Below are 17657 nucleotides of genomic sequence, written 5' to 3'. Positions count from 1 at the left end.
CTCACCCGGCTTTGACTTCGCGTAGGGCGCCCCCTCTCCGTCTCGGCTGCGCCGAGCCACCTCTCCCCGCGTAGCGGGGCGAGGAACCCAAGACCTAGCTCACGCTGCGTCCGCGAGAGCCGTACGGCGATGGTCGCAGAACCGCGCCGCGTGATAGGCGCAGTAGCTTTTCAGCGGCCGCGTGCGCAGGCCGCAGCACAGCATGTCCAGTGCCGGCCGGCTGCCGGGCGCGTCGTTTTCGGGGTCTTCCTCTAGCGTCAGATCGAGCGGTGCGCGGCAGCGGTTGAACAGGCAGTCGATGAAGCGCATGGCCGCGACATGCGGCTGGCGCCCGACGGCGGCAGCGGGGCGCGGCGACGACAGCTTGAGGGCCTCGCCGTCGGGCCCGTGGATCTCGCGCACGAACGGGCGCTGCGGCAGCCAGACCGGCGGCGCCAGCCTGGCTGGGGTGCGGGCGATGCTTTGCAATTTTGTGTCGGGATAGGCGGGCATGGCGTTGTTCCATTGAAAGGTTGCGTAGATGCCGAGGCTGCGTCCCTCTCCCCGTTCACGGGGGGAGGATGCCGGCAGGCAGGTGAGGGGCAGCGCGGCGTCGCCGAAATTCGGGGCCGGAGCCGTGAGGGACGGCTCCGGCCGTTCCGGTCGCCGCCGCTGACGGCAGGGCGACCGGATCCGAGGCGCGAGCCTCGGGCTTCGTCCCGGTCGGGGAGGAGAACAGCCGGGACGGATGGGAAAGCGACATGGGTAACGTGGCTTGTGCATGGCCATATATAAGCATAACTCAAAAACTTATGCAAGCCATTCTTTCATAGACGAAACCGATTCTTATGTTTCAGATGGCGCCATGGCGAAAACCTCACTGTCGATCAAGGTCGGGGCGGCGATCCGCAAGGCGCGCAAGCAGCGCGGCCTGGTGATGCGCCATATTGCGGAGCACAACGACACCGACGTCGCCGCCGTCGGCAATTGGGAAACCGGCCGCAACCTGCCGAAAACCGAGAACCTTTTGAAGACCGCCGCCTTCCTGCGCGTCGACCCGGTGGCGCTCGGCAAGGGCGAGGTCGTCTTCCTCGACGACGCCGACAATGTCGCCGACGCCGAGATCGTCACCGACGCCGCCCCCCTGCCCGCCGGCCCGATGGACATCGAGCTTCTGGGTGCGGCGGTCGGCGGCGACGACGGCGACTTCACCTTCAACGGCGAGGTCGCCGGCTATGTCCAGCGCCCGCCCGGCATCGCCCATCTGCGCAAAGTGTTCGCGCTGCACGTGCTCTCCGACTCGATGGTGCCGCGCTACGAGCCCGGCGAGATGCTCTATTGCGGCGGCCGCGATGCTGTGCCCGGCGACCACGTGGTGATCGAGATGTTTCCCGAGGAAAACGAGCGCAACGGCAAGGCCTTCATCAAAAAGCTGGTCAAGCGGACTGCCGCCGAGCTGGTCGTCGAGCAGTACAATCCGCCGAAGACGCTGACCTTCAACCGCTACGCGATAAAACACGTCTGGCGCGTCATCCCGCTCAAGGAACTGCTGGGCTATTGAGGGCGGCGGCGGAGCGCGCGCCTTCTCCCCTTGGTGTGGGAGAAGGTGGATTCGCCACACACTCAAGCCCGCCTGGATCTCTCCAGCAGAACCTCGCGCTCGCCAAGCATCCGCGCCTCGGCGCGGCGCTGCTGCCGCTCGTCGATGAACGCCGCCTGGATCGAAACCGCCGCGCCCGGCAGGCCATCGGCGCGACAGGCCGAGCAGCGAAGCCGCCCCGACAGCGCCGCCAGCGGCGTCTGCGCGGTCACCCCGAAACGCCTCAGCTCCGCCGGCTTCCACCATCTGTTTCGACCGCAATCGATACACTCGACCGCAATCGAGACGACCTCGGCGATCGTTGCTTCCTTGCCCGGCAATGCCATCGTCCCTGATGCCTCAGTTCCTGTTTTGTCCACATCATTAGGGGTTTTTCCCGAAGAGTCGAGTCGGTTCCGCTCAACCCATACAAAAGTTTAACTTGTGCAAATTTTTGAGTTATGCTTATATACCATACCCCAACCGAATGGGCGCGGGACCGGGTCTCCGTCGCGCCGCTGCCAGCCAAGGAGACGAAGATGGACGCCCTCTCCGCCCAGTTCGCCCGTGATTGCGGCTATAGCGGCGACAGCCCGGCCATGCTCGCCGCCTTCGCCGCTATCCGCCTCGACGGCATAGGCCGGGCGCGCCTCGGCCATGGCCAGCGCAAGGCACTGGTCGACCGGCTGAAGCTCGGCGAGGCCTTGTTCCTGGCGGCGATCCGCCCGGCGCAGTCGGCTGAGGAGGCGCTCGAGGACGCCGCCCACTTCATTGCCTGTTATCGCAACATGCCGCGCTGGCGCCAGGAAAGGCGCGGCGGCGATCTCGCCCGCGCCAGGCAGCAGCTTCTGCTGGCGCGCTTCTTCCGCCGCTACGGCCACCGCCTGTGGTCACGGCAGGCGGCGTAAGCTGCAGAGGATCGGCGCCGCACCAGCAGCATTGGTAGTTAGTGAAAGCCGAAGCGGCATTCGCGGCTTCATTCCAGCTTGGGTTCCTCGCCCCCACGAAAGTGGGGGAGAGGTGGCTCGGCGAAGCCGAGACGGAGAGGGGGACTGCGCCCTACGAAAGCCCCCTCTCCGGCCGCTTCGCGGCCACCTCTCCCCCGCTTCGCAGGGGCGAGGAACCCAGGACTTGAGAGGTCGGCGGGACTACACCCTCCGTCTTGCCGGACATCTCCCCCGGGGGCAGCAGCCGCTTCAGTTTTCGCCAGCCACCAACGCTGCGGATTGGGGCAGCGCAAACCTGAAGCGACTACCCTCCACCTACCCTCCACCTGCCCTCCACGGTCCTTGACAATCCACCCTATTTGTTCTCTTTATGTTCCACGCAAAACCCACTCTCAAGACAATGCGGCGTTCGAAGCGCCGCGGGCGAACGGGCCGGATGGAAGCCAACATCCTCCACGCTGATCTGGACGCCTTTTATGCCTCGGTCGAACAGTTGCTCGACCCCGCCCTGCGCGGCAAGCCGATCGCCGTCGGCGGCGGCGTCGTCTTGGCTGCGTCCTACGAGGCCAGGGCTTTTGGTGTGCGTGGCGGCATGCCGGGGCGGCGGGCGCGTGAACTCTGCCCCGGGCTGATTTTCGTCGGCGGCCATTTCAAGGATTATCAGCGGCTCGGCGATGCGGCTATTCAGGTGCTCGGCGATTTCACCCCGGTGGTCGAGCGGATTTCCATCGACGAGGCCTTTGCCGACGTCGCCGGCTGCACCCATCTGTTCGGCCCGCCGGCCAAGATCGCGACAACCATCCGCCGCCGCGTGCGGGCCGAGCTTGGCTTGCCGATCTCGGTCGGCGTGGCGCGCACCAAGCACCTGGCCAAGATCGCCTCGCAGGTGGCCAAGCCCGACGGGCTGGTGGTGGTCGATCCGCGCCACGAGCTGGAGTTTCTGCACGATCTGCCGGTCGAGCTGATGTGGGGCGTCGGTCCGGTCACCAGGGAGCGGCTGGCCGGCATTGGTGTGCGCACCATCGGCGAGTTGGCGAAGACCAATGGTGGGTCGCTGGAGCGCCTGCTCGGCCCGGCGGCGGGCGAAAAACTCAACGCGCTGGCCTGGAACCGCGATCCGCGCAAGCTCGAGACGCAGCGCCGGGCGCGATCGGCCGGCGCGCAATCGGCACTCGGCAGGAGACCGGCCGAGGCAAATATCTTCGTGCCCACCCTGCTGCATCTGGCCGACAGGGTCGCCACCAGGCTGCGGGCGAAATCGCGGCCCGGCCGCACGGTGACGGTCCGCGTTCGCTTTGCCGATCTGCGTTCGGTGACGCGTTCGATCACGCTCGACCAGCCGATTTCGGCAACCGCCATGCTGGCCGAGATCGCCGAGGCGCTGGTGCGCAAGGTGCTTGTCGATCACCCGCACGAAAAGACCATCTCGCTGCTGGCGATCGCCGTGTCGCATCTGGAGAAGCAACCGGCCCTGCAGCTGGAACTGCCGCTCGGCCTCGACGACGACCGCCGCCGCCCCGGCACCAGGAAGGGCGCGGCACGCTGGACCGCCGACCGCGCCGTCGACAAGATCCGCGACCGCTTCGGCTGGGAGGCGGTCGGCTATGCCTCGGTCGCGCTCGGGCAGTCGCGATCGGTCCCCGACGCGTTTCGCGAGCTGGCCGAAAAGGAATTGTAAGCCGACAAGAGGCGTCTCTGTTCATCAGACCAAAAGCGTTGCGCCGCCCCAGGCGATGAGGGCGATGCCGGCTGCCCGGCCAACCCACTGGCCGGCAGGAAACAGCTTTTCGACCAGGACCAGAATGGCGAGCCCGGCAACCCACACCAGATTCATGACGCCACCCACGAACAACAACGCCATCAGCATCCAGCAGCATCCGACACAAAACGCCCCGTGCAGTGCGCCCAAACGCAGCGCGCCAGCTGCGTGGGGACGCCAGTGTCGCGCAAGGAATGCGGTCGGTGCCCGGCAATGCGACAGGCAGGCGTTCTTGAAGGGCGAGAGCTGATACAGGCCCGCGCCGATCAGGACGATGGCTGAAAGCCAGCGGCTCTGCGAACTCATCATCGTCGCGGAAACGAAGGCTTCGCGTTCGAGCAGCCAATGCAATGCGGTGGCCGCGACGGAGAACCCCAGCCAGACCAGGAGGTAGCCTGCCATGAACACGCCGGTCGGCGCGAGCTTGTCCTGGATCTGGCCCTGTGCGAGCGCATGGCGATGCACGCGCGCATAGAGCAGGATGGTCGGCGCCGCACTCGGCGACATCATGGCGATCATCATGACCCACCACATGGCGATCATCGGCGCCCAGTTCGCGGCCCCCAAGACCCGCGGCTCCGCCGCCATCGCGCTCATGTCCATGCCGGACATGTCCATGCCAGACATGTCCATGCCAGGCATGTCAGAGGTCATATCGGATGTCATGTTCGGAGTTTGCAGGTGGGGAAATAGCGCGAGCCTCGACATCTGCCACGCATTCATGCCGAGCCCTGCGCCGGCGACGATATAAAGCCAGGCCAGCAGGCACAGCGCCACCACGCCCGCAATCGTGATGACGCGGTCGCGCCTGAGCAGCCGTTCCAGTGGCGACCCGCCGTCCATGCGCCGCGTCAGGCCCGCACCACCCCGTGATTGTTGAGATGCAGCCGCGCGAACTGGCCGTAACTGTCCTTGGTGGTCACCTGAACCGGCCCGCTGGTTGTGCTCGAAGCGCTGCCGATCTCGGCGACCGCATATTCGAAGCCGTTCGGCAACACGATCTGAGCCCGCGAGTCCGCGCCCGTCACCTTGTTGCGGATCGGTTCGCCGACGGTTTCGATGTAGTCCTTGACGAAGATGCGGCCCCTGCGGCCGTCGACATCGAGGTCGAGATCGATCCTGGTGAAGACCGGCTCATTCATTTTTGTCACGGTTGAGGCGTAGACAGCGAACATCGTCGCGAACGGGTCGGTGTCCTGGCCGGTCATGATGCGCAGCAGCGCGTTACGCTGCTGGTCGGTTGCCTTCTCGTCGACGAAAGCGATGGCTTCGCCGTTGCCCTCGTGGATCGCGCCGGGCCATTTGAAGATCGCGGCGATCCGCAGGCCGTCGAGAACGGTCTCGCCATGATGACCTTCGTCGATCTGGATGCCGGCAACGGCATGGCAATGGCCCTTGTCGGGCAGCGCATTGAATTGACAGTTGCAGCCATATTCGCAGGTGCAATTGACCAGTTCGCGTCCCTTGATTTCCCAAGACGTCATGCTGTCCTCCCTGATCTCGAAATATTAGACCATCATCATACACCTAGACTCTACCCTCTCAAAGGCGCACCCTTGAAAAAGGCGAAACCCAAGCGAGAGTTTCGTCCAAGGCTTCACATGCTTGAGATGCGCCGCTGATTGCCTGACCTGTCCGGATAATCTCCGGGCGGGCAAACGTTCATTGCGCCTATCCGTGTTCAGGCTGCGGCCCAAGGCACGTTGCAGCCTTTACCGGATCAACTGGGAGGAAACAACATGCCTGATCTTCAACGCAGAGAACTTCTTGTTCAGGGAAGCGCGGCTCTTGTCGCAATCGCTGCCCTCTATACCTCGCGTCGGGCTTACGCTTTTCCAACGCGGCCGAGCGAGGAGGTTGTTCCGTGGCTGGACCAGCCGACCGAAAATCCCGATCCGGTCGGTATCCAGAAGCAGCTTGTCTGGGAGGATCTGGATAGCTGGATAACGCCAAACGACAAGTTCTTCAGCATCTCGCATTTCAACCGACCAACGATCGACGAGAAGACATGGTCGATGGAGATCGGCGGGCTGGTCAAGAAGCCCCTGAAATTGAGCCTCGCCGACATCAGGGCGCGGCCGCGCCAGGAGGTCGTTTTCACAGTCGAATGCTCGGGCAACCACGGTTTTCCCTTTTTCACCGGCGGCATCGGCAATGCCCGCTGGGCAGGGACGCCGCTCGCCCCGATCCTCGAGGAAGCCGGCGTCCTGGAAAATGGCATCGAGGTTGTCTTTTTCGGCACTGACACAGGCGAGGTCCCCATCCGCGACGTCAAGATGCAGCAGAACTTCGCGCGCGCCATGTCGCTTGCCGAAGCGACGAACCCAGACAACCTGCTCTGCTATGAAATGAACGGAGCCGCCTTGCCGGCGGCCAATGGTTTTCCGCTGCGGCTGATTGCTCCGGGTTGGTACGGCATCGCCAACGTCAAGTGGCTGGAGCGCATCGAGGTGCGTGACACCCGCTTCATGAGCCTTCTGATGGCGCGCGACTATGTCACCATCCGGGAGGAAGAGCACAACGGCGAGACCGTGTGGACCGAGAACTCAGTCGGCCGAGCGCTGATAAAGTCCGCGCCCGCAAAAGTCACCCGGAAGGACTCGGACTACCGCATCATTGGGGCAGCCTGGGGGGCACCGATCGACCGGGTCGAAGTGCAAATCGATCAAGGGCCCTGGATACGGGCGACCATCGACCACAGTGAGGAGGCCGAGCACGCCTGGAAGATCTGGTCGCTCGATTGGCCAAATGCCGGCGCCGGAGAACACACGGTAACCTCGCGCGCGGTCAGCACCACGGGACAAGTTCAACCAGCAATGGACGATCCCTTGATTGCCAAGAAACACACATACTGGGAAAGCAATGGCCAGGTGACGCGCCGCGTGCGTGTCGTCTGATAGGCTGTGCTGCACGCGGGAAGGTGAATCAGGCAGCGCCTGATCGCAGACTGGTCGCCAGCGTCAGTCCTTGGATGCCGTGATGACGAGCGCCGGCATGTCGAAAGCGACGGCGCCGGCTGCTGTCACGTAAGGCATAAGTGCCCGCTCGGCCTCCTCCAGAAGCCGCTTGAACTGCTCGTTGTCCAAAAGCCCGCCTAACGTCCAGATGCAGGCTCTTTCAGTCGAGATCAGCGTCTCGATCGAGGCAAAACGCACCGTTCCGCGGTGCCGCTTCACCTCGGCACGCTCTATGCCTGCCTTCGCGCAGAGCGAGCGCAGTAGCTCCGCATTGCCGAGCACAAAGGGCGCGCGGAACGCGTTCGCAACGTCGCTTCCAAACAGCCGTTCAAGCATATCCGCCACTGCGGCATAGCCGGGCGACTGGTCGAGCGAGTCACAGACCGCGACGGCGAGCCGGCCGCCGGACTTAACCACGCGCATCATTTCCCGCAGTCCGGCTGCTCGATCGTCGAAGAACATCAGGCCGAACTGGCTGACTGCGGCGTCGAAGCTTTCATCCGGGAAAGGAACCTGCTCGGCGCGCCCTTCTCGCCACTCGATTCGCGTGCTTTTGCGGCGGGCAACGCAAAGCATATCGGGATTGGGGTCAAGCCCGACCACCTTGCCCTCCGCGCCAACGCAGTCGAGGGCCGCGAGCGCCAGCACACCGGTACCGCAGGCGATGTCGATGACGCGGTCGCCCCTCCCTATTCGCGCCTCGGCGGCGACGACAGGCCCCCATTGTCGGAACAGCGCTGGAACGAACAGCGAGTCGTAGATTTCAGCCGGCGTTTTCGATGTCCTACCCCGGTGGGTCTGGACCGCCGCTTGCTCCGATCCCGGCGTTGCACCTTCAAGGAACACTGCGCTGGATCGGGTTCCGGCGACACGAAGCGCCTTCAGTGGCTCGTATTCAGGCGATGAGTACCAGCGCTGGGCATGCTCGCCGTCGGCAAATTCGACGATGACCGGATAGACCGACTGCCAGTCTCCTTCGACAAGGTCGGATTTCCCGCCCAGCACCAGATAGCGCCCTCCATACTGTTCAACCGTTGCAAAGACCCCTGCCAGATACTGCTCGACCTTGGCTTGGTCGGTGATTTCACGCACGTCGAAGAAGCAATAGGTAGACATGGTCGACCTCCGTTGATCGCATGGATTCCACGGGATGCGCGGTGGATATGCTGTTCGGCGCATAGTAGACTTGGCCATGGGCACGCTCCATGACCCAGCGTCTCAATCGCTTGCCGCAGCGTCCGTTCCTGCGCCATCGCCTGGACGGCGAGCGGAAGAGGTCGTTCCCGATGCCGCACCTTCGGCCGCGCCGGACAAGGATGTGCTTTCGGACGTGCTGCGCGTGATAAAGCTCACCGGCGCGCTTTTCTTCTGGGTCGATGCCTCTTCGCCCTGGAGTGTGGAAGTGCCGCGGGCGGACTCATTTGCCCATCTCATCCTGCCGCGCGCCCAGCATGTGATCTCCTACCACATCATCACCCAAGGATCGGGCTCGGTCAGCATCGGTGACGGTCCGCCGATGGAATTTGCCGAAGGCGACATACTTGTGATCCCGCATGAGGATTCGTACGCGATGTGCAGTGCGCCCGGAGTGCGGTCAGGTTTGAGCCTGGAAGATTCGCTCGATTTCTTTCGCGCCATGGCGACCGGACAACTGCCCTTCGTAGTCAACGAAGGTGGCGACGGCCCCGGCCTGACCAGATATGTCTGCGGTTTTCTTGGCTGCGATGCAAGGCCGTTCAATCCTCTGCTCGGGGCCCTTCCTCCGCTGATACGCATTCGGCGTGCGGCCGGCGCACCGAGCGACCTGCTCGACCGGCTGATCGAGCTGACGCTGGCAGAGGTGTCCGTTCAACGGCCTGGCGCTGAATGCATCCGCCTGCGCCTCAGCGAGTTGATGTTCGTTGAGGTCGTTCGCCGCTATCTTGAGGCACTGCCGTCGGAGCAGACCGGCTGGCTGGCCGGCTTGCGCGACCCCGCCGTCGGCCGGGCCGTTGCGCTTGTCCACGAGAATCCGGCGCAGGGCTGGACAATTGAAGAACTCGCACATGAAACCGGCGTCTCGCGGTCCGTCCTCGCGGCCCGCTTCACGCGTCTCGTCGGCTGCCCACCGATGCAGTATCTCACGCGATGGCGCGTACAACTGGCCGCGCGACTGCTCACTGATGGGCTGGCCAAAGTCTCGACAGTCGGGCGTGATGTCGGCTACGAGTCCGAAGCGGCCTTCAGCCGGAGCTTCAAGAAGCTCGCGGGCGTCTCGCCGGCTGGCTGGCGCAGTGGCCGGCGCGGATAACGGGCGGCCGGAGGCCAATTTGAGCAACACAATATGCCCCGACAGGCGCCTTCGCACGCCATCTCCGCACCATTTCCAGCCCCTCCCCTACCCCTCCACAGTGCTGATCTCCGCGTCCACCAGGCACCACGGCGCATAACGAAAATCGCGGATCTGGACGACCCGCTCGTCCTGCCATTCGACCAGCATGAAGCCGCGCACCGCGCCGTCCGGCTCCTGCGGGTTGCGGATCAGGATCGCCGGCCGGCCATCGACAGAACCCAGCGACAGCGTCCAGTCGCTGATGCGGTCGTAATTGCCGAAATAGGTCGACACGTCGGCCTTGCCGCGCATGCGGAGCCGGCTGACGACGTCGAGCTGGACATCCTCAATCCAAAGCTCGAGATCATCGCCCGCGCGCATTCCGATGCCGAAGTGGATTACCTGAAGAAGTTCGGCGCCGATCTGATCATCATGGGCGAGCGGGAGATCGCGCGCGGCATCTCGGATCACATTCTGAGCCGGATCGATGCCCCAGCCGCCCCTGTCGCCGACCAGAACCAAAACGCGCGCCAGGTCGACTCAAGACCGATGGCCGGGTGATGGCGGCAGCTGCGCGAACAGCATCTCCAGCTTCTTCCGCTGATAGCGTGAGGCCTGGCAGGCGTCGGTCTTTGAGGCAACGCCGGGTTCCGGCACCTGCAATCACGGCCGGCCGACCTATATGCTTGCCGATATCGAGCGGCTGTGTGGACGGGCGGTAGCGCCGAAAACGTCGTTTGCAACGGCAATAGTTTGTTTGTTCGCATCACTTTCAGGGAGATAAGGAGCCATGATTTCCGGCGCACACATGATCATCTACAGCACGGATGCCGAGGCAGACCGCGCATTTTTTCGCAATGTTCTACGTTTTCCAGCAGTCGATGCTGCCGAAGGCTGGTTGATCTTCGAATTGCCGCCGGCCGAGATTGCCGTTCACCCGGCCGCCGAAGTCGACAGCCACGAAGTCTATCTCATGTGCGAAGACATCAATGCCACAATCCAAGAGCTGAAATCGCACGATGTTGAATGCACTTCTGTCACCGATGAAGGCTGGGGCCTGCTCACGCATGTCTCGCTTCCCAGTGGCGGCTCGCTTGGCCTCTACCAGCCGAGGCATGCTTTGGCGCACAAAGCCGGGGCTGCTTAAGTGCCCGTTTTCCGCCCGGACGCGCGACCAGGTAAAGGCTTTGGAGCGGGATGGAGATTCGAACGCAAATTATCCTGCTCTGCCGGACTTTTTCAACACTATCCACCTTCTCCAGCCGTTCAGGGGCTAGTCAAAATTCAGATGCCGCTCTCCGGCTGCACCCGCTCACTGGAGCGATCGTTAGTGGCTGTCGTGCCCGCCGTGGGGATGATCGGCATCCGCGTTCGCCAATCTGATATTCGCCGCCGCAAGCGCCGGCATGTGCTCGAACAGCTGGTGCTCGAGCGCTGCGGTGATCTTCTTCGCTTCGCAGACCGGCAGGCTTTCCTCTACGGCAATGGCAATGTCGGCGTGCAGCCTGTGACCGATCCACCGCGCCTTGGCCTCGACAATGCGCGCTGCCGGCACATGCGCGGCGGCATGCTGGATGTCGCCGATGACATCAGGATCTATACCATCGAGCATGCGGGTCAGCACCGAGCGGGCCGACTGCCAGACGATGCCGAAGATTGCAAGCGTGATGAGCAGGCCGACGATCGGGTCGGCCAGCGCAAAACCGAGCCAGACGCCGAACGCTCCGAGGACCACAGCAAGGCTGGTCAGGCCGTCGGTGCGGGCGTGGTAGCCGTCGGCTATGAGTGCGGCGCTGTTGATTTCGCGGCCGACGCGGATGCGGAAAACCGCGACGGCCTCATTGCCGAGAAAGCCGACAACGCCCGCCGCCGCCAGCCAGCCCAGATGCGTCACCACGCGTGGATTGATCAAACGGTCGATGGCCTGGTAACCGGCGACGATGGCGCTGAACAGGATGATCCCGACGATGATGATCCCGGCCAGGTCCTCAACCCGGCCCAGGCCGTAGGTGAAGGTCGGCGACGGCTTGCGCCGGGCCAGCAGGAAGGCGATCCACAGCGGAATAGCGGTGGTGGCGTCAGCGATGTTGTGGACCGTGTCGGCCAGCAGCGCCACGCTGCCCGACAGCGCGACCACGACCATCTGCATCGCCGCGGTGATTGTCAGGATGACGAACGACCATTTTATCGCCCATATGCCGCGGTCGGTCGTCGCAATGGTCGCATCGATGACCCCGTGGCTATGCGACCCGCTGGCATGATCGTGATGGCCATGACCATGCGCGGCGTGATCGCGCGGCCCGAACCCGAACCAATCGAGGATGCGCGCGCCGAGCACAGGCATTTGACGGCTCACAAATATTTCGCCAGTTGCTTGAGTTCGGCCAGCGAGTTGCCGCCGGCTTCCGCGGTGTCCGTCAGGCAATGCTCGATATGATCGTGGATCAGTTCGCGCTTTGCACTGCTGATGGCGCTCTCCACGGCGTGGAGTTGCTGCGCCAGATCAACGCAAGGACGATGCGCCTCGAACATCGACAGCACCGCCGCAAGGTGGCCTTGCGCGCGCTTCAGACGCTTCACGATAGCCGGATGCGAACGATGGATGCCTTCGGACATGCCCGTTTTGTATCCTCCCCTGGAGGATCCAGTCAAATCTTCCTTGAGCTCAACTTGCCGGCGAGTCCGTCACAAATCGAAGAAAGACGGCCAGCCACCTCCTGCGGGTAACCTGCCGGCGGCAGCCCGTATTATTTCGTGACCATGTTGCGCTGGAACCTTCCCCTCGCACCAGCGTTCGGAGCGCTGTATTCGCGATGCCTTATATTTAGGCAAGCATGGTGGCGACGGCGAATACCGGTGAGGAGGCAAAAAGCATGGGTCGGGGAGGAGCATGTTGTCATGTCGAACCGTGAAATTGGAACGTCCCATACATTGGGGCTGCGCATCGCTGATCTCAAAGCCAGGATGCGGAGCGCCCGGATTACCGAGCACGAGATAAAGATTTTTCAGAAGGTAGCCGCTGTCATGGGAGGAGGTGAAGGCTCCCTGCGGATCGATGCCGACGACCTGATGGCCGCATCTTTCGTTGTCGAGGACGAGCCCAGGATAAACTGACGGAGCCCAGGGAAGCGGCGCGTTCGAGGCTGGCGATGTTGGCGCTCTACGGCGCCCCCCTCTGTCCTGCCGGAGGGGGGCGCCGTAGAGCGCCAACCTTGCCACAAAGTCCGGAGGCGGCCCGTCGCAACGAAGGCACCGCAGCTCATACGTCTGTACGAGAATACAGATATCCACATAAACGGCTTTCTGTTACGGCCTGGAAACGCTCGCCAGGGCTGGAGATGGGCTGGCGGGAAAGACCTGACTTGCCGGAACGATCACGCAAAACGATGACACCACGGCCGAACACCGGCCGGCCACGCCCCTCGCCTAGCGCCGGAGCAAATCCATCAGGCGTCAGCCTTTGCCGTGCGCTGTCAAAGCTTGGCCTGTGCTCGCGCAAGCAGGCGGAAATTCTGGTCGCCGAAGGGCGCGTCCGGGTGGCCGGCAAAATCGTGCGCAACGGCTCGCTGCGCGTCGATCCCGGCCGCGACCGCATCGAGGTCGACGGCAGCCGCGTCGTCGCCCAGCGCAAGGTCTACCTGATGATCAACAAGCCACGCGGCCTGGTCACCACCCGCGACGACCCGCAGGACCGCGGCACCGTCTACGACTGCCTGGCAGAACTCGACCTGCCCTTCGTGTCGCCGGTCGGCCGCCTCGACAAGGCCAGCGAGGGCCTGCTTTTGATGACGAACGACACGCGTTTCGCCCAGCGCCTGCTCGACCCCGCCTCGCACGTCGCCAAGGTCTATCATGTGCAGATCGGCGCCCTGCCCGACGCGGCCATGCTGACACGGTTGCGCGCCGGCGCCACGGTCGATGGCGAAGATTTGACGGCGCGGTCGATCGGAATCCTGCGCAGCGGCACCAGCACCGCCTGGCTGGAAATCACCCTCGACGAGGGCCGCAACCGCCACATCCGCCGGCTGCTCGCGGCGCATGGAGTGGACGTGCTTCGCCTGGTGCGGGTGGCGATCGGCCGCTTTCAGCTCGGCGACCTCGCCAAGGGCAAGGCCCGCCACCTCACGAAGGAAGAGCTGGCGCTGTTTCAAGGCTGAGCGAAGGCGCCAAAGCGCGCTCCCTTCTCCCCTTGTAAGGCCTTGTAAGGGGAGAAGGGAGAAGGAAGTCTACAACACCTTCACTTCGCGTCGTGGAAGATGATGCCGACGGTGTGGCGCAGGCCGGAGCGAAGCCGGCTGACGCCGTGCCTGAGATTGACGCGGTAGCTGCCTTTGCTGCCCTGCACCGGACGATTGTGGACCGCGAAGGCGACTGCGTCGCCCTGGCGCAGCGGCACCACCTCGGCGCGGCTCTGCATGCGCGGGCGCTGTTCGGTCAGCACGAACTCGCCGCCGGTGAAATCCTTATCCGGCTCGGACAGCAGGATTGCCACCTGCAGCGGGAAGGCAAGATCGCCGTAGAGATCCTGATGCAGGCAGTTGAAGTCGCCGGCAACGTATTGCAGCAGGAGCGGCGTCGGCCGCGTCTGGCCCTGGTCGTGGCACTGCGTGAGGAACGCGGCGTGTTCATCCGGGTGGCGCTGGGCGATGCCCATGCGCTCGTTCCAGTCGTTGGCGACGGCGGCAAGGCGTGGATAGAGCGCGGTGCGCAAGCCGCCGATCAACTCGGGCAAGGGATAGCGGAAATAGCGGTACTCGCCCTTGCCGAAGCCGTGCCGCGCCATGTGGACATGGCTGCGGAAATGGCTTTCATCGGGATAGAGCCCGGCGATCTCCCGGCATTCTTGCGGCGTCAGCAGCTTTTCCATCACCGCGCAGCCATAGCCGCTCATCTCCTCGGCCAGTGCCTGCCAGTCATATCCGGCGACGCGCGCTTCCGCCGATCGGACCGCTGCCTTCGAACCTATCGAATGAATGGTCATGGCCTTGCCTCCTCTGGCTTGACGGGCTTCTGCAATCAGATGGGTGAAGCAGCGCACGCAAACCACCCGTTTCATGCCAATGGAATTGTGCTGAGAGTTGAAATTGCCGATCTCCCCCCTGCGGGGCCCTTGCGGGGAGATCGGCAGTTTCGCCGTTGCGCATCTCTTCCCCGTTGGTCGGCCGAACAAGAGCTAACGGAAAAATTAGACATTGATGGCAATGTTAACCCCGCCTGCCCGAATGAAGATGAGGCGACGGCTGGCCCATCGAGAAGAAAAGGATTGCGCATGTCATCCTTGCTCAACACAGGACTTTCATCCTTAAGCGCAGTCTGATCATGCTGGCAGTCCTGGCGTTTTGCATCCTGCCGGCCGGGGCGTTGGAGCCCGTTGATCTCCCGGAATCGCCAGAGACTGTGGCCTTCAACGTTCAGAACAACGGCAAGTCAGTGCCAGTCACGTTGCGACAGCTGGAAAAGCTCGGTCTCTACAGGGTCACCACCGCAAGTCCATTTGAAAAGGGGCAGCTTACATTTGAAGGCGTCCTGTTCCGCGATGTGCTCAAGCTCGTTGGATTGGAAGGCGAGGATTCCGTTGTTCTGCGGGCGGTGGACGAATATGTGCAGATAATTCCGCGCGAAGATTGGACGGAAGGTCCTCTCCTGCTTGCCACCCGCCAGAACGGAAAATTGCTGACCCGGCGCACGCAAGGTCCGACCAGACTGGTCTATCCGCTCAACGACCACCCTGCCTTCGATACGCCAATCCACAAACCACGGTGGGTCTGGCTGATCAAGACGCTCGAGCCTGGCGACTGATCGAGCTCCAGCGTGGCTCGAGTGGCACGCTTTGGATCGAGAGGCTGGCGCGTTCCCGTCACCTACGGGACCGCCATTGCGGCTGCAGCAGCCAGCTCTGCGGTCCTGATCACCGTATTGTTTCTCAGCCTTCGCTCAAGGGTTTTTCATGTCACAGCCCATCCAAGTAGATCTGCTGACGAACCACCTGGCCACGAGGCAAGGCAGGATGAACGATACGGACAAGTTCAGGCTGGGCCTTCTGCGTAGAGCATTTGCAACGAGGATGTGGTCCCGAGCCTGAAAGCGACTGTGGACGGTCGCTGCCGGCCGGCCTGCAGATGCGAAACCCTATGCGAACAAGCCGACTGCTCGATCGTAAAAATGGTCGAGAGCGCAGCGCCTGGCTGCAATCCGGGCGGCTTCAACCAATTCCTCGCGACCCGAGGCGCCGTCCTTGTAGGTTGCGATGACCACGCGCGCGATCATTTCGGCGTCCTCGTTGTCGAGTTCCGCTTCGCGGGACCGCAAAATTTCCCGAACCACACCCCTCAAGAGATCCAGTTCAATGGTTGAAAAGACGCCCATACAGGGCGCGGATGTGCACTCCACCGCCATCTGAATTCCTCCCGCCGTGACGATATCAAACACGTGACAGATTACAACTAAAGTATTAGGCGAGCGCTTCGGAGTTCGTTCGGCACCCGAACACCACTGCAACCTTGCTATGCCGCATTTGCCCGAACTGCCGCGAAATGCTTTTCTCACGTTGGGCTAACAGAAATGGTGCCATCTCATTGCCGAAGCGTCCGCAGACAACGATCGACGTCGAAGAGATGGACGGTCGCTGGTATATTAAGATGAACGTCGAGGGTCGCGATAGGCGCGCCCTTGGCCCCTTCAAATCACGTGATGATGCACGGTGAACGAGCAGCGCGATCGATTGAGAGATGAAGGCACATATTAGCGTTTGAGGCGTTGCCGCACGCAACGCCTTACTGAAACATGTTGCGCCGCATGACCTGCAAACGTCGCTAATGGGACCAGTCCGGCTATCGGTGGGGTACTCATGAAGAAGACTGTCGTTAGGGTTGTCTGTGCCATCGGCCAGGCGGGGCACCTCGGCCTAAAAGGCGGCCTCCCATGGGGAGGCAACCGGTCGCCGGAGTTCGCCGCCGACGTTGCACGGTTTTTCGACATCACCAGAGGACACGTCTTGCTCGCCGGCCCCAAGACGATCGCGAGCGTTCCGGGTTTTGCTCGCGCCGATCGGGAACTTGTCGTTGTTCGCTCCAGCATGGATCCCTAGGATACGCTCCAGCGCTTTGCCGGCCGTGTCGTTTTCATCGGCGGCGGTCCGCCGGTGTGGGACGCCTACGCGCGCTTCGTCAGCCACTGGGATGTCACCCGGCTGCGCTATGACGGGCCGGCGGACCGCTGGTTCGATGCGAGATGGCTTACGGCGGGTGGCAAGGTTGCCAGAAATCACCGCGACCAATGAAGGCTCGGCCCGTTTCGATCCGGGGATCATTTAGACCACGTCGCGACCCAAGTTCCAGTCCGCATTTTCTGCGGCTTTGACCCTAGGGTGATTGGCGATGCCCCAACTCGCCCCAGTTCCAAAAATGGGTCATTTCCGGTCGTTGATGCCCGTAGGCGTTGAAGCGGAATGGTATTAGTCTGCGCGGTCTCGGGCTTCAGGGACGCGGCAAAAGAATGGATTTCAGTTCAGGCAAGGCTCTTTCCTCATCGGCGGCCTCATCCTGGTTAGTGCCGGGCTCCTGATCCTTTCGCTGATCGTCAATGTTGGCGTGGCACAGGTTGCGGTTTGGGGCGACGAAGTCCGCGAAGCGGGGCGGGTGAAGGCTGGGCTGCCGAAAACGCGGCGCTGGGACGAAGTCCGCTTTGCGCCCATGAGCGGTCATTCCGAGGTCGAACTATCTGCGTCCCGCCCGCTATCGGTCAACGACGCATTTCGTGTCGAGAAAGGAAAGCCGCGCGTCCATCACGCCGACATCGGTCAGACGCGAAGCGACGGAGGATACACAATCTCCATCGAGCTGCGCACCGCGATCGTCGCTTCATTGGATCTCGCTAGGGGCCATGTTGACGGCTCGTCCATCATGATAAGGCAACCCGTTCGCCGGCGCCGAACCGTAGATTTCCAAGAATTCGTGAGGTACAACATGTAAATCGGTGCTCCGTCGCCCCGGCCGGATCCTTGCCGGGAGACGGTAAGCGGAATACATGGCTGCGCCGAGCAGATGAAATGCCGGGCAACCAGCGGTTATGAACGAGGCGTTCAGGTGAGAAGGCTATTGTCGCTTGCGGTTAGGCTAAGACGACC

Annotated in this window: 19 protein-coding genes and 2 pseudogenes; 11 read left to right on the top strand and 10 right to left on the bottom strand. The window is 62.9% G+C overall.

Annotated features, from left to right (window positions below; genetic code table 11):
• Positions 1-99 precede the first annotated feature (99 nt).
• Positions 100-492 (bottom strand): hypothetical protein, encoded by a 393-nt coding sequence (locus BQ8794_RS29690; RefSeq protein ID WP_244555155.1) that lies wholly within the window; start codon positions 490-492, stop codon positions 100-102.
• Positions 493-844: 352 nt separating this feature from the next.
• Here BQ8794_RS29690 and BQ8794_RS29685 point away from each other — a divergent pair, with 352 nt between their 5' ends.
• Positions 845-1540 carry an XRE family transcriptional regulator gene (locus tag BQ8794_RS29685; protein WP_077382554.1) on the top strand — a complete coding sequence of 232 codons (696 nt, stop codon included), beginning with the start codon at positions 845-847 and terminating at the stop codon, positions 1538-1540.
• A 62-nt stretch (positions 1541-1602) separates the two neighbouring features.
• Here the strand turns inward: BQ8794_RS29685 and BQ8794_RS29680 are convergent, their stop codons facing one another.
• Positions 1603-1905: a hypothetical protein gene (locus BQ8794_RS29680; RefSeq protein ID WP_027154271.1), complete on the bottom strand. Its 303-nt coding sequence runs from the start codon at positions 1903-1905 to the stop codon at positions 1603-1605.
• Positions 1906-2097: 192 nt separating this feature from the next.
• Here BQ8794_RS29680 and BQ8794_RS29675 point away from each other — a divergent pair, with 192 nt between their 5' ends.
• Both BQ8794_RS29675 and dinB read left to right on the top strand, forming a co-directional pair.
• Positions 2098-2466 (top strand): hypothetical protein, encoded by a 369-nt coding sequence (locus BQ8794_RS29675; protein ID WP_077383463.1) that lies wholly within the window; start codon positions 2098-2100, stop codon positions 2464-2466.
• Between the two features lie 475 nt (positions 2467-2941).
• On the top strand, positions 2942-4183 hold the full coding sequence (dinB, locus tag BQ8794_RS29665) for a DNA polymerase IV (RefSeq protein WP_077382548.1): 1242 nt from the start codon (positions 2942-2944) through the stop codon (positions 4181-4183).
• Between the two features lie 24 nt (positions 4184-4207).
• Here dinB and BQ8794_RS29660 read toward each other — a convergent pair whose 3' ends face one another.
• Together BQ8794_RS29660 and BQ8794_RS29655 are read right to left on the bottom strand one after the other, a co-directional pair.
• A complete protein-coding gene (locus tag BQ8794_RS29660; RefSeq protein ID WP_077382545.1) occupies positions 4208-5107 on the bottom strand; it encodes a DUF2182 domain-containing protein in 900 nt (299 codons plus the stop codon).
• 8 nt (positions 5108-5115) lie between these two features.
• The gene (locus BQ8794_RS29655) at positions 5116-5748 is read right to left on the bottom strand and encodes a DUF1326 domain-containing protein (RefSeq protein ID WP_077382542.1); all 633 of its coding nucleotides are present in this window, start codon (positions 5746-5748) and stop codon (positions 5116-5118) included.
• 255 nt (positions 5749-6003) lie between these two features.
• On the opposite strand from BQ8794_RS29655, the gene BQ8794_RS29650 reads away from it, so the two are divergent.
• Positions 6004-7161, top strand: a complete 1158-nt coding sequence (locus BQ8794_RS29650) for a sulfite oxidase (RefSeq protein ID WP_077382539.1) — start codon at positions 6004-6006, stop codon at positions 7159-7161.
• A gap of 63 nt (positions 7162-7224) precedes the next feature.
• On the opposite strand, the gene BQ8794_RS29645 is transcribed toward BQ8794_RS29650, so the two are convergent.
• Positions 7225-8337: a class I SAM-dependent methyltransferase gene (locus BQ8794_RS29645; RefSeq protein ID WP_167378895.1), complete on the bottom strand. Its 1113-nt coding sequence runs from the start codon at positions 8335-8337 to the stop codon at positions 7225-7227.
• Positions 8338-8413: 76 nt separating this feature from the next.
• On the opposite strand from BQ8794_RS29645, the gene BQ8794_RS29640 reads away from it, so the two are divergent.
• Positions 8414-9511, top strand: coding sequence for an AraC family transcriptional regulator (locus tag BQ8794_RS29640; protein WP_077382531.1), 1098 nt, complete (start codon positions 8414-8416; stop codon positions 9509-9511).
• 87 nt (positions 9512-9598) lie between these two features.
• Here the strand turns inward: BQ8794_RS29640 and BQ8794_RS29635 are convergent, their stop codons facing one another.
• Complete coding sequence (locus tag BQ8794_RS29635) at positions 9599-9913, bottom strand: hypothetical protein (RefSeq protein WP_244555180.1); 315 nt, start codon at positions 9911-9913, stop codon at positions 9599-9601.
• Between BQ8794_RS29635 and BQ8794_RS29630 the strand changes: the two are divergent.
• Positions 9881-10093, top strand: a pseudogene (locus BQ8794_RS29630) (sodium:proton antiporter); the annotation flags it as partial. The gene BQ8794_RS29635 and the pseudogene BQ8794_RS29630 overlap by 33 nt on opposite strands.
• A 229-nt stretch (positions 10094-10322) precedes the next feature.
• Entirely contained in the window at positions 10323-10679 is a 357-nt protein-coding gene (locus BQ8794_RS29625; RefSeq protein ID WP_077382529.1) for a VOC family protein, read from the top strand.
• A 180-nt stretch (positions 10680-10859) separates the two neighbouring features.
• On the opposite strand, the gene BQ8794_RS29620 is transcribed toward BQ8794_RS29625, so the two are convergent.
• Positions 10860-11876: a cation diffusion facilitator family transporter gene (locus tag BQ8794_RS29620; protein WP_077382526.1), complete on the bottom strand. Its 1017-nt coding sequence runs from the start codon at positions 11874-11876 to the stop codon at positions 10860-10862.
• A gap of 8 nt (positions 11877-11884) precedes the next feature.
• Entirely contained in the window at positions 11885-12148 is a 264-nt protein-coding gene (locus BQ8794_RS29615) for a metal-sensing transcriptional repressor (protein WP_027154260.1), read from the bottom strand.
• A gap of 282 nt (positions 12149-12430) precedes the next feature.
• Here BQ8794_RS29615 and BQ8794_RS29610 point away from each other — a divergent pair, with 282 nt between their 5' ends.
• Both BQ8794_RS29610 and BQ8794_RS29605 read left to right on the top strand, forming a co-directional pair.
• Positions 12431-12646 carry a hypothetical protein gene (locus BQ8794_RS29610; protein ID WP_077382524.1) on the top strand — a complete coding sequence of 72 codons (216 nt, stop codon included), beginning with the start codon at positions 12431-12433 and terminating at the stop codon, positions 12644-12646.
• Positions 12647-12918: 272 nt separating this feature from the next.
• A complete protein-coding gene (locus tag BQ8794_RS29605; RefSeq protein ID WP_077382521.1) occupies positions 12919-13689 on the top strand; it encodes a pseudouridine synthase in 771 nt (256 codons plus the stop codon).
• Between the two features lie 80 nt (positions 13690-13769).
• On the opposite strand, the gene BQ8794_RS29600 is transcribed toward BQ8794_RS29605, so the two are convergent.
• Entirely contained in the window at positions 13770-14513 is a 744-nt protein-coding gene (locus BQ8794_RS29600; protein ID WP_077383461.1) for a 2OG-Fe(II) oxygenase, read from the bottom strand.
• Between the two features lie 338 nt (positions 14514-14851).
• Between BQ8794_RS29600 and BQ8794_RS29595 the strand changes: the two genes are divergently transcribed.
• Entirely contained in the window at positions 14852-15331 is a 480-nt protein-coding gene (locus BQ8794_RS29595) for a putative pterin-binding protein (protein ID WP_077382518.1), read from the top strand.
• 330 nt (positions 15332-15661) lie between these two features.
• Here the strand turns inward: BQ8794_RS29595 and BQ8794_RS29590 are convergent, their stop codons facing one another.
• On the bottom strand, positions 15662-15961 hold the full coding sequence (locus BQ8794_RS29590) for a hypothetical protein (protein WP_143744759.1): 300 nt from the start codon (positions 15959-15961) through the stop codon (positions 15662-15664).
• Positions 15962-16379: 418 nt separating this feature from the next.
• On the opposite strand from BQ8794_RS29590, the pseudogene BQ8794_RS29585 reads away from it, so the two are divergent.
• A pseudogene (locus BQ8794_RS29585) lies at positions 16380-16811 on the top strand (diacylglycerol kinase).
• The last annotated feature ends 846 nt before the right edge of the window (positions 16812-17657 follow it).

Source organism: Mesorhizobium prunaredense (genome assembly GCF_900156895.1).
GTDB lineage: Bacteria > Pseudomonadota > Alphaproteobacteria > Rhizobiales > Rhizobiaceae > Mesorhizobium > Mesorhizobium prunaredense.
This window is presented reverse-complemented; position numbering and strand designations above follow the sequence as displayed.

Coding starts and splice junctions, on each gene's coding strand:
- BQ8794_RS29690 (WP_244555155.1), bottom strand. CDS start 492: ATGCCCGCCTATCCCGACACAAAATTGCAAAGCATCGCCCGCACCCCA.
- BQ8794_RS29685 (WP_077382554.1), top strand. CDS start 845: ATGGCGAAAACCTCACTGTCGATCAAGGTCGGGGCGGCGATCCGCAAG.
- BQ8794_RS29680 (WP_027154271.1), bottom strand. CDS start 1,905: ATGGCATTGCCGGGCAAGGAAGCAACGATCGCCGAGGTCGTCTCGATT.
- BQ8794_RS29675 (WP_077383463.1), top strand. CDS start 2,098: ATGGACGCCCTCTCCGCCCAGTTCGCCCGTGATTGCGGCTATAGCGGC.
- dinB (WP_077382548.1), top strand. CDS start 2,942: ATGGAAGCCAACATCCTCCACGCTGATCTGGACGCCTTTTATGCCTCG.
- BQ8794_RS29660 (WP_077382545.1), bottom strand. CDS start 5,107: ATGGACGGCGGGTCGCCACTGGAACGGCTGCTCAGGCGCGACCGCGTC.
- BQ8794_RS29655 (WP_077382542.1), bottom strand. CDS start 5,748: ATGACGTCTTGGGAAATCAAGGGACGCGAACTGGTCAATTGCACCTGC.
- BQ8794_RS29650 (WP_077382539.1), top strand. CDS start 6,004: ATGCCTGATCTTCAACGCAGAGAACTTCTTGTTCAGGGAAGCGCGGCT.
- BQ8794_RS29645 (WP_167378895.1), bottom strand. CDS start 8,337: ATGTCTACCTATTGCTTCTTCGACGTGCGTGAAATCACCGACCAAGCC.
- BQ8794_RS29640 (WP_077382531.1), top strand. CDS start 8,414: ATGGGCACGCTCCATGACCCAGCGTCTCAATCGCTTGCCGCAGCGTCC.
- BQ8794_RS29635 (WP_244555180.1), bottom strand. CDS start 9,913: ATGCGCGCGGGCGATGATCTCGAGCTTTGGATTGAGGATGTCCAGCTC.
- BQ8794_RS29625 (WP_077382529.1), top strand. CDS start 10,323: ATGATTTCCGGCGCACACATGATCATCTACAGCACGGATGCCGAGGCA.
- BQ8794_RS29620 (WP_077382526.1), bottom strand. CDS start 11,876: ATGCCTGTGCTCGGCGCGCGCATCCTCGATTGGTTCGGGTTCGGGCCG.
- BQ8794_RS29615 (WP_027154260.1), bottom strand. CDS start 12,148: ATGTCCGAAGGCATCCATCGTTCGCATCCGGCTATCGTGAAGCGTCTG.
- BQ8794_RS29610 (WP_077382524.1), top strand. CDS start 12,431: ATGTCGAACCGTGAAATTGGAACGTCCCATACATTGGGGCTGCGCATC.
- BQ8794_RS29605 (WP_077382521.1), top strand. CDS start 12,919: ATGACACCACGGCCGAACACCGGCCGGCCACGCCCCTCGCCTAGCGCC.
- BQ8794_RS29600 (WP_077383461.1), bottom strand. CDS start 14,513: ATGACCATTCATTCGATAGGTTCGAAGGCAGCGGTCCGATCGGCGGAA.
- BQ8794_RS29595 (WP_077382518.1), top strand. CDS start 14,852: ATGCTGGCAGTCCTGGCGTTTTGCATCCTGCCGGCCGGGGCGTTGGAG.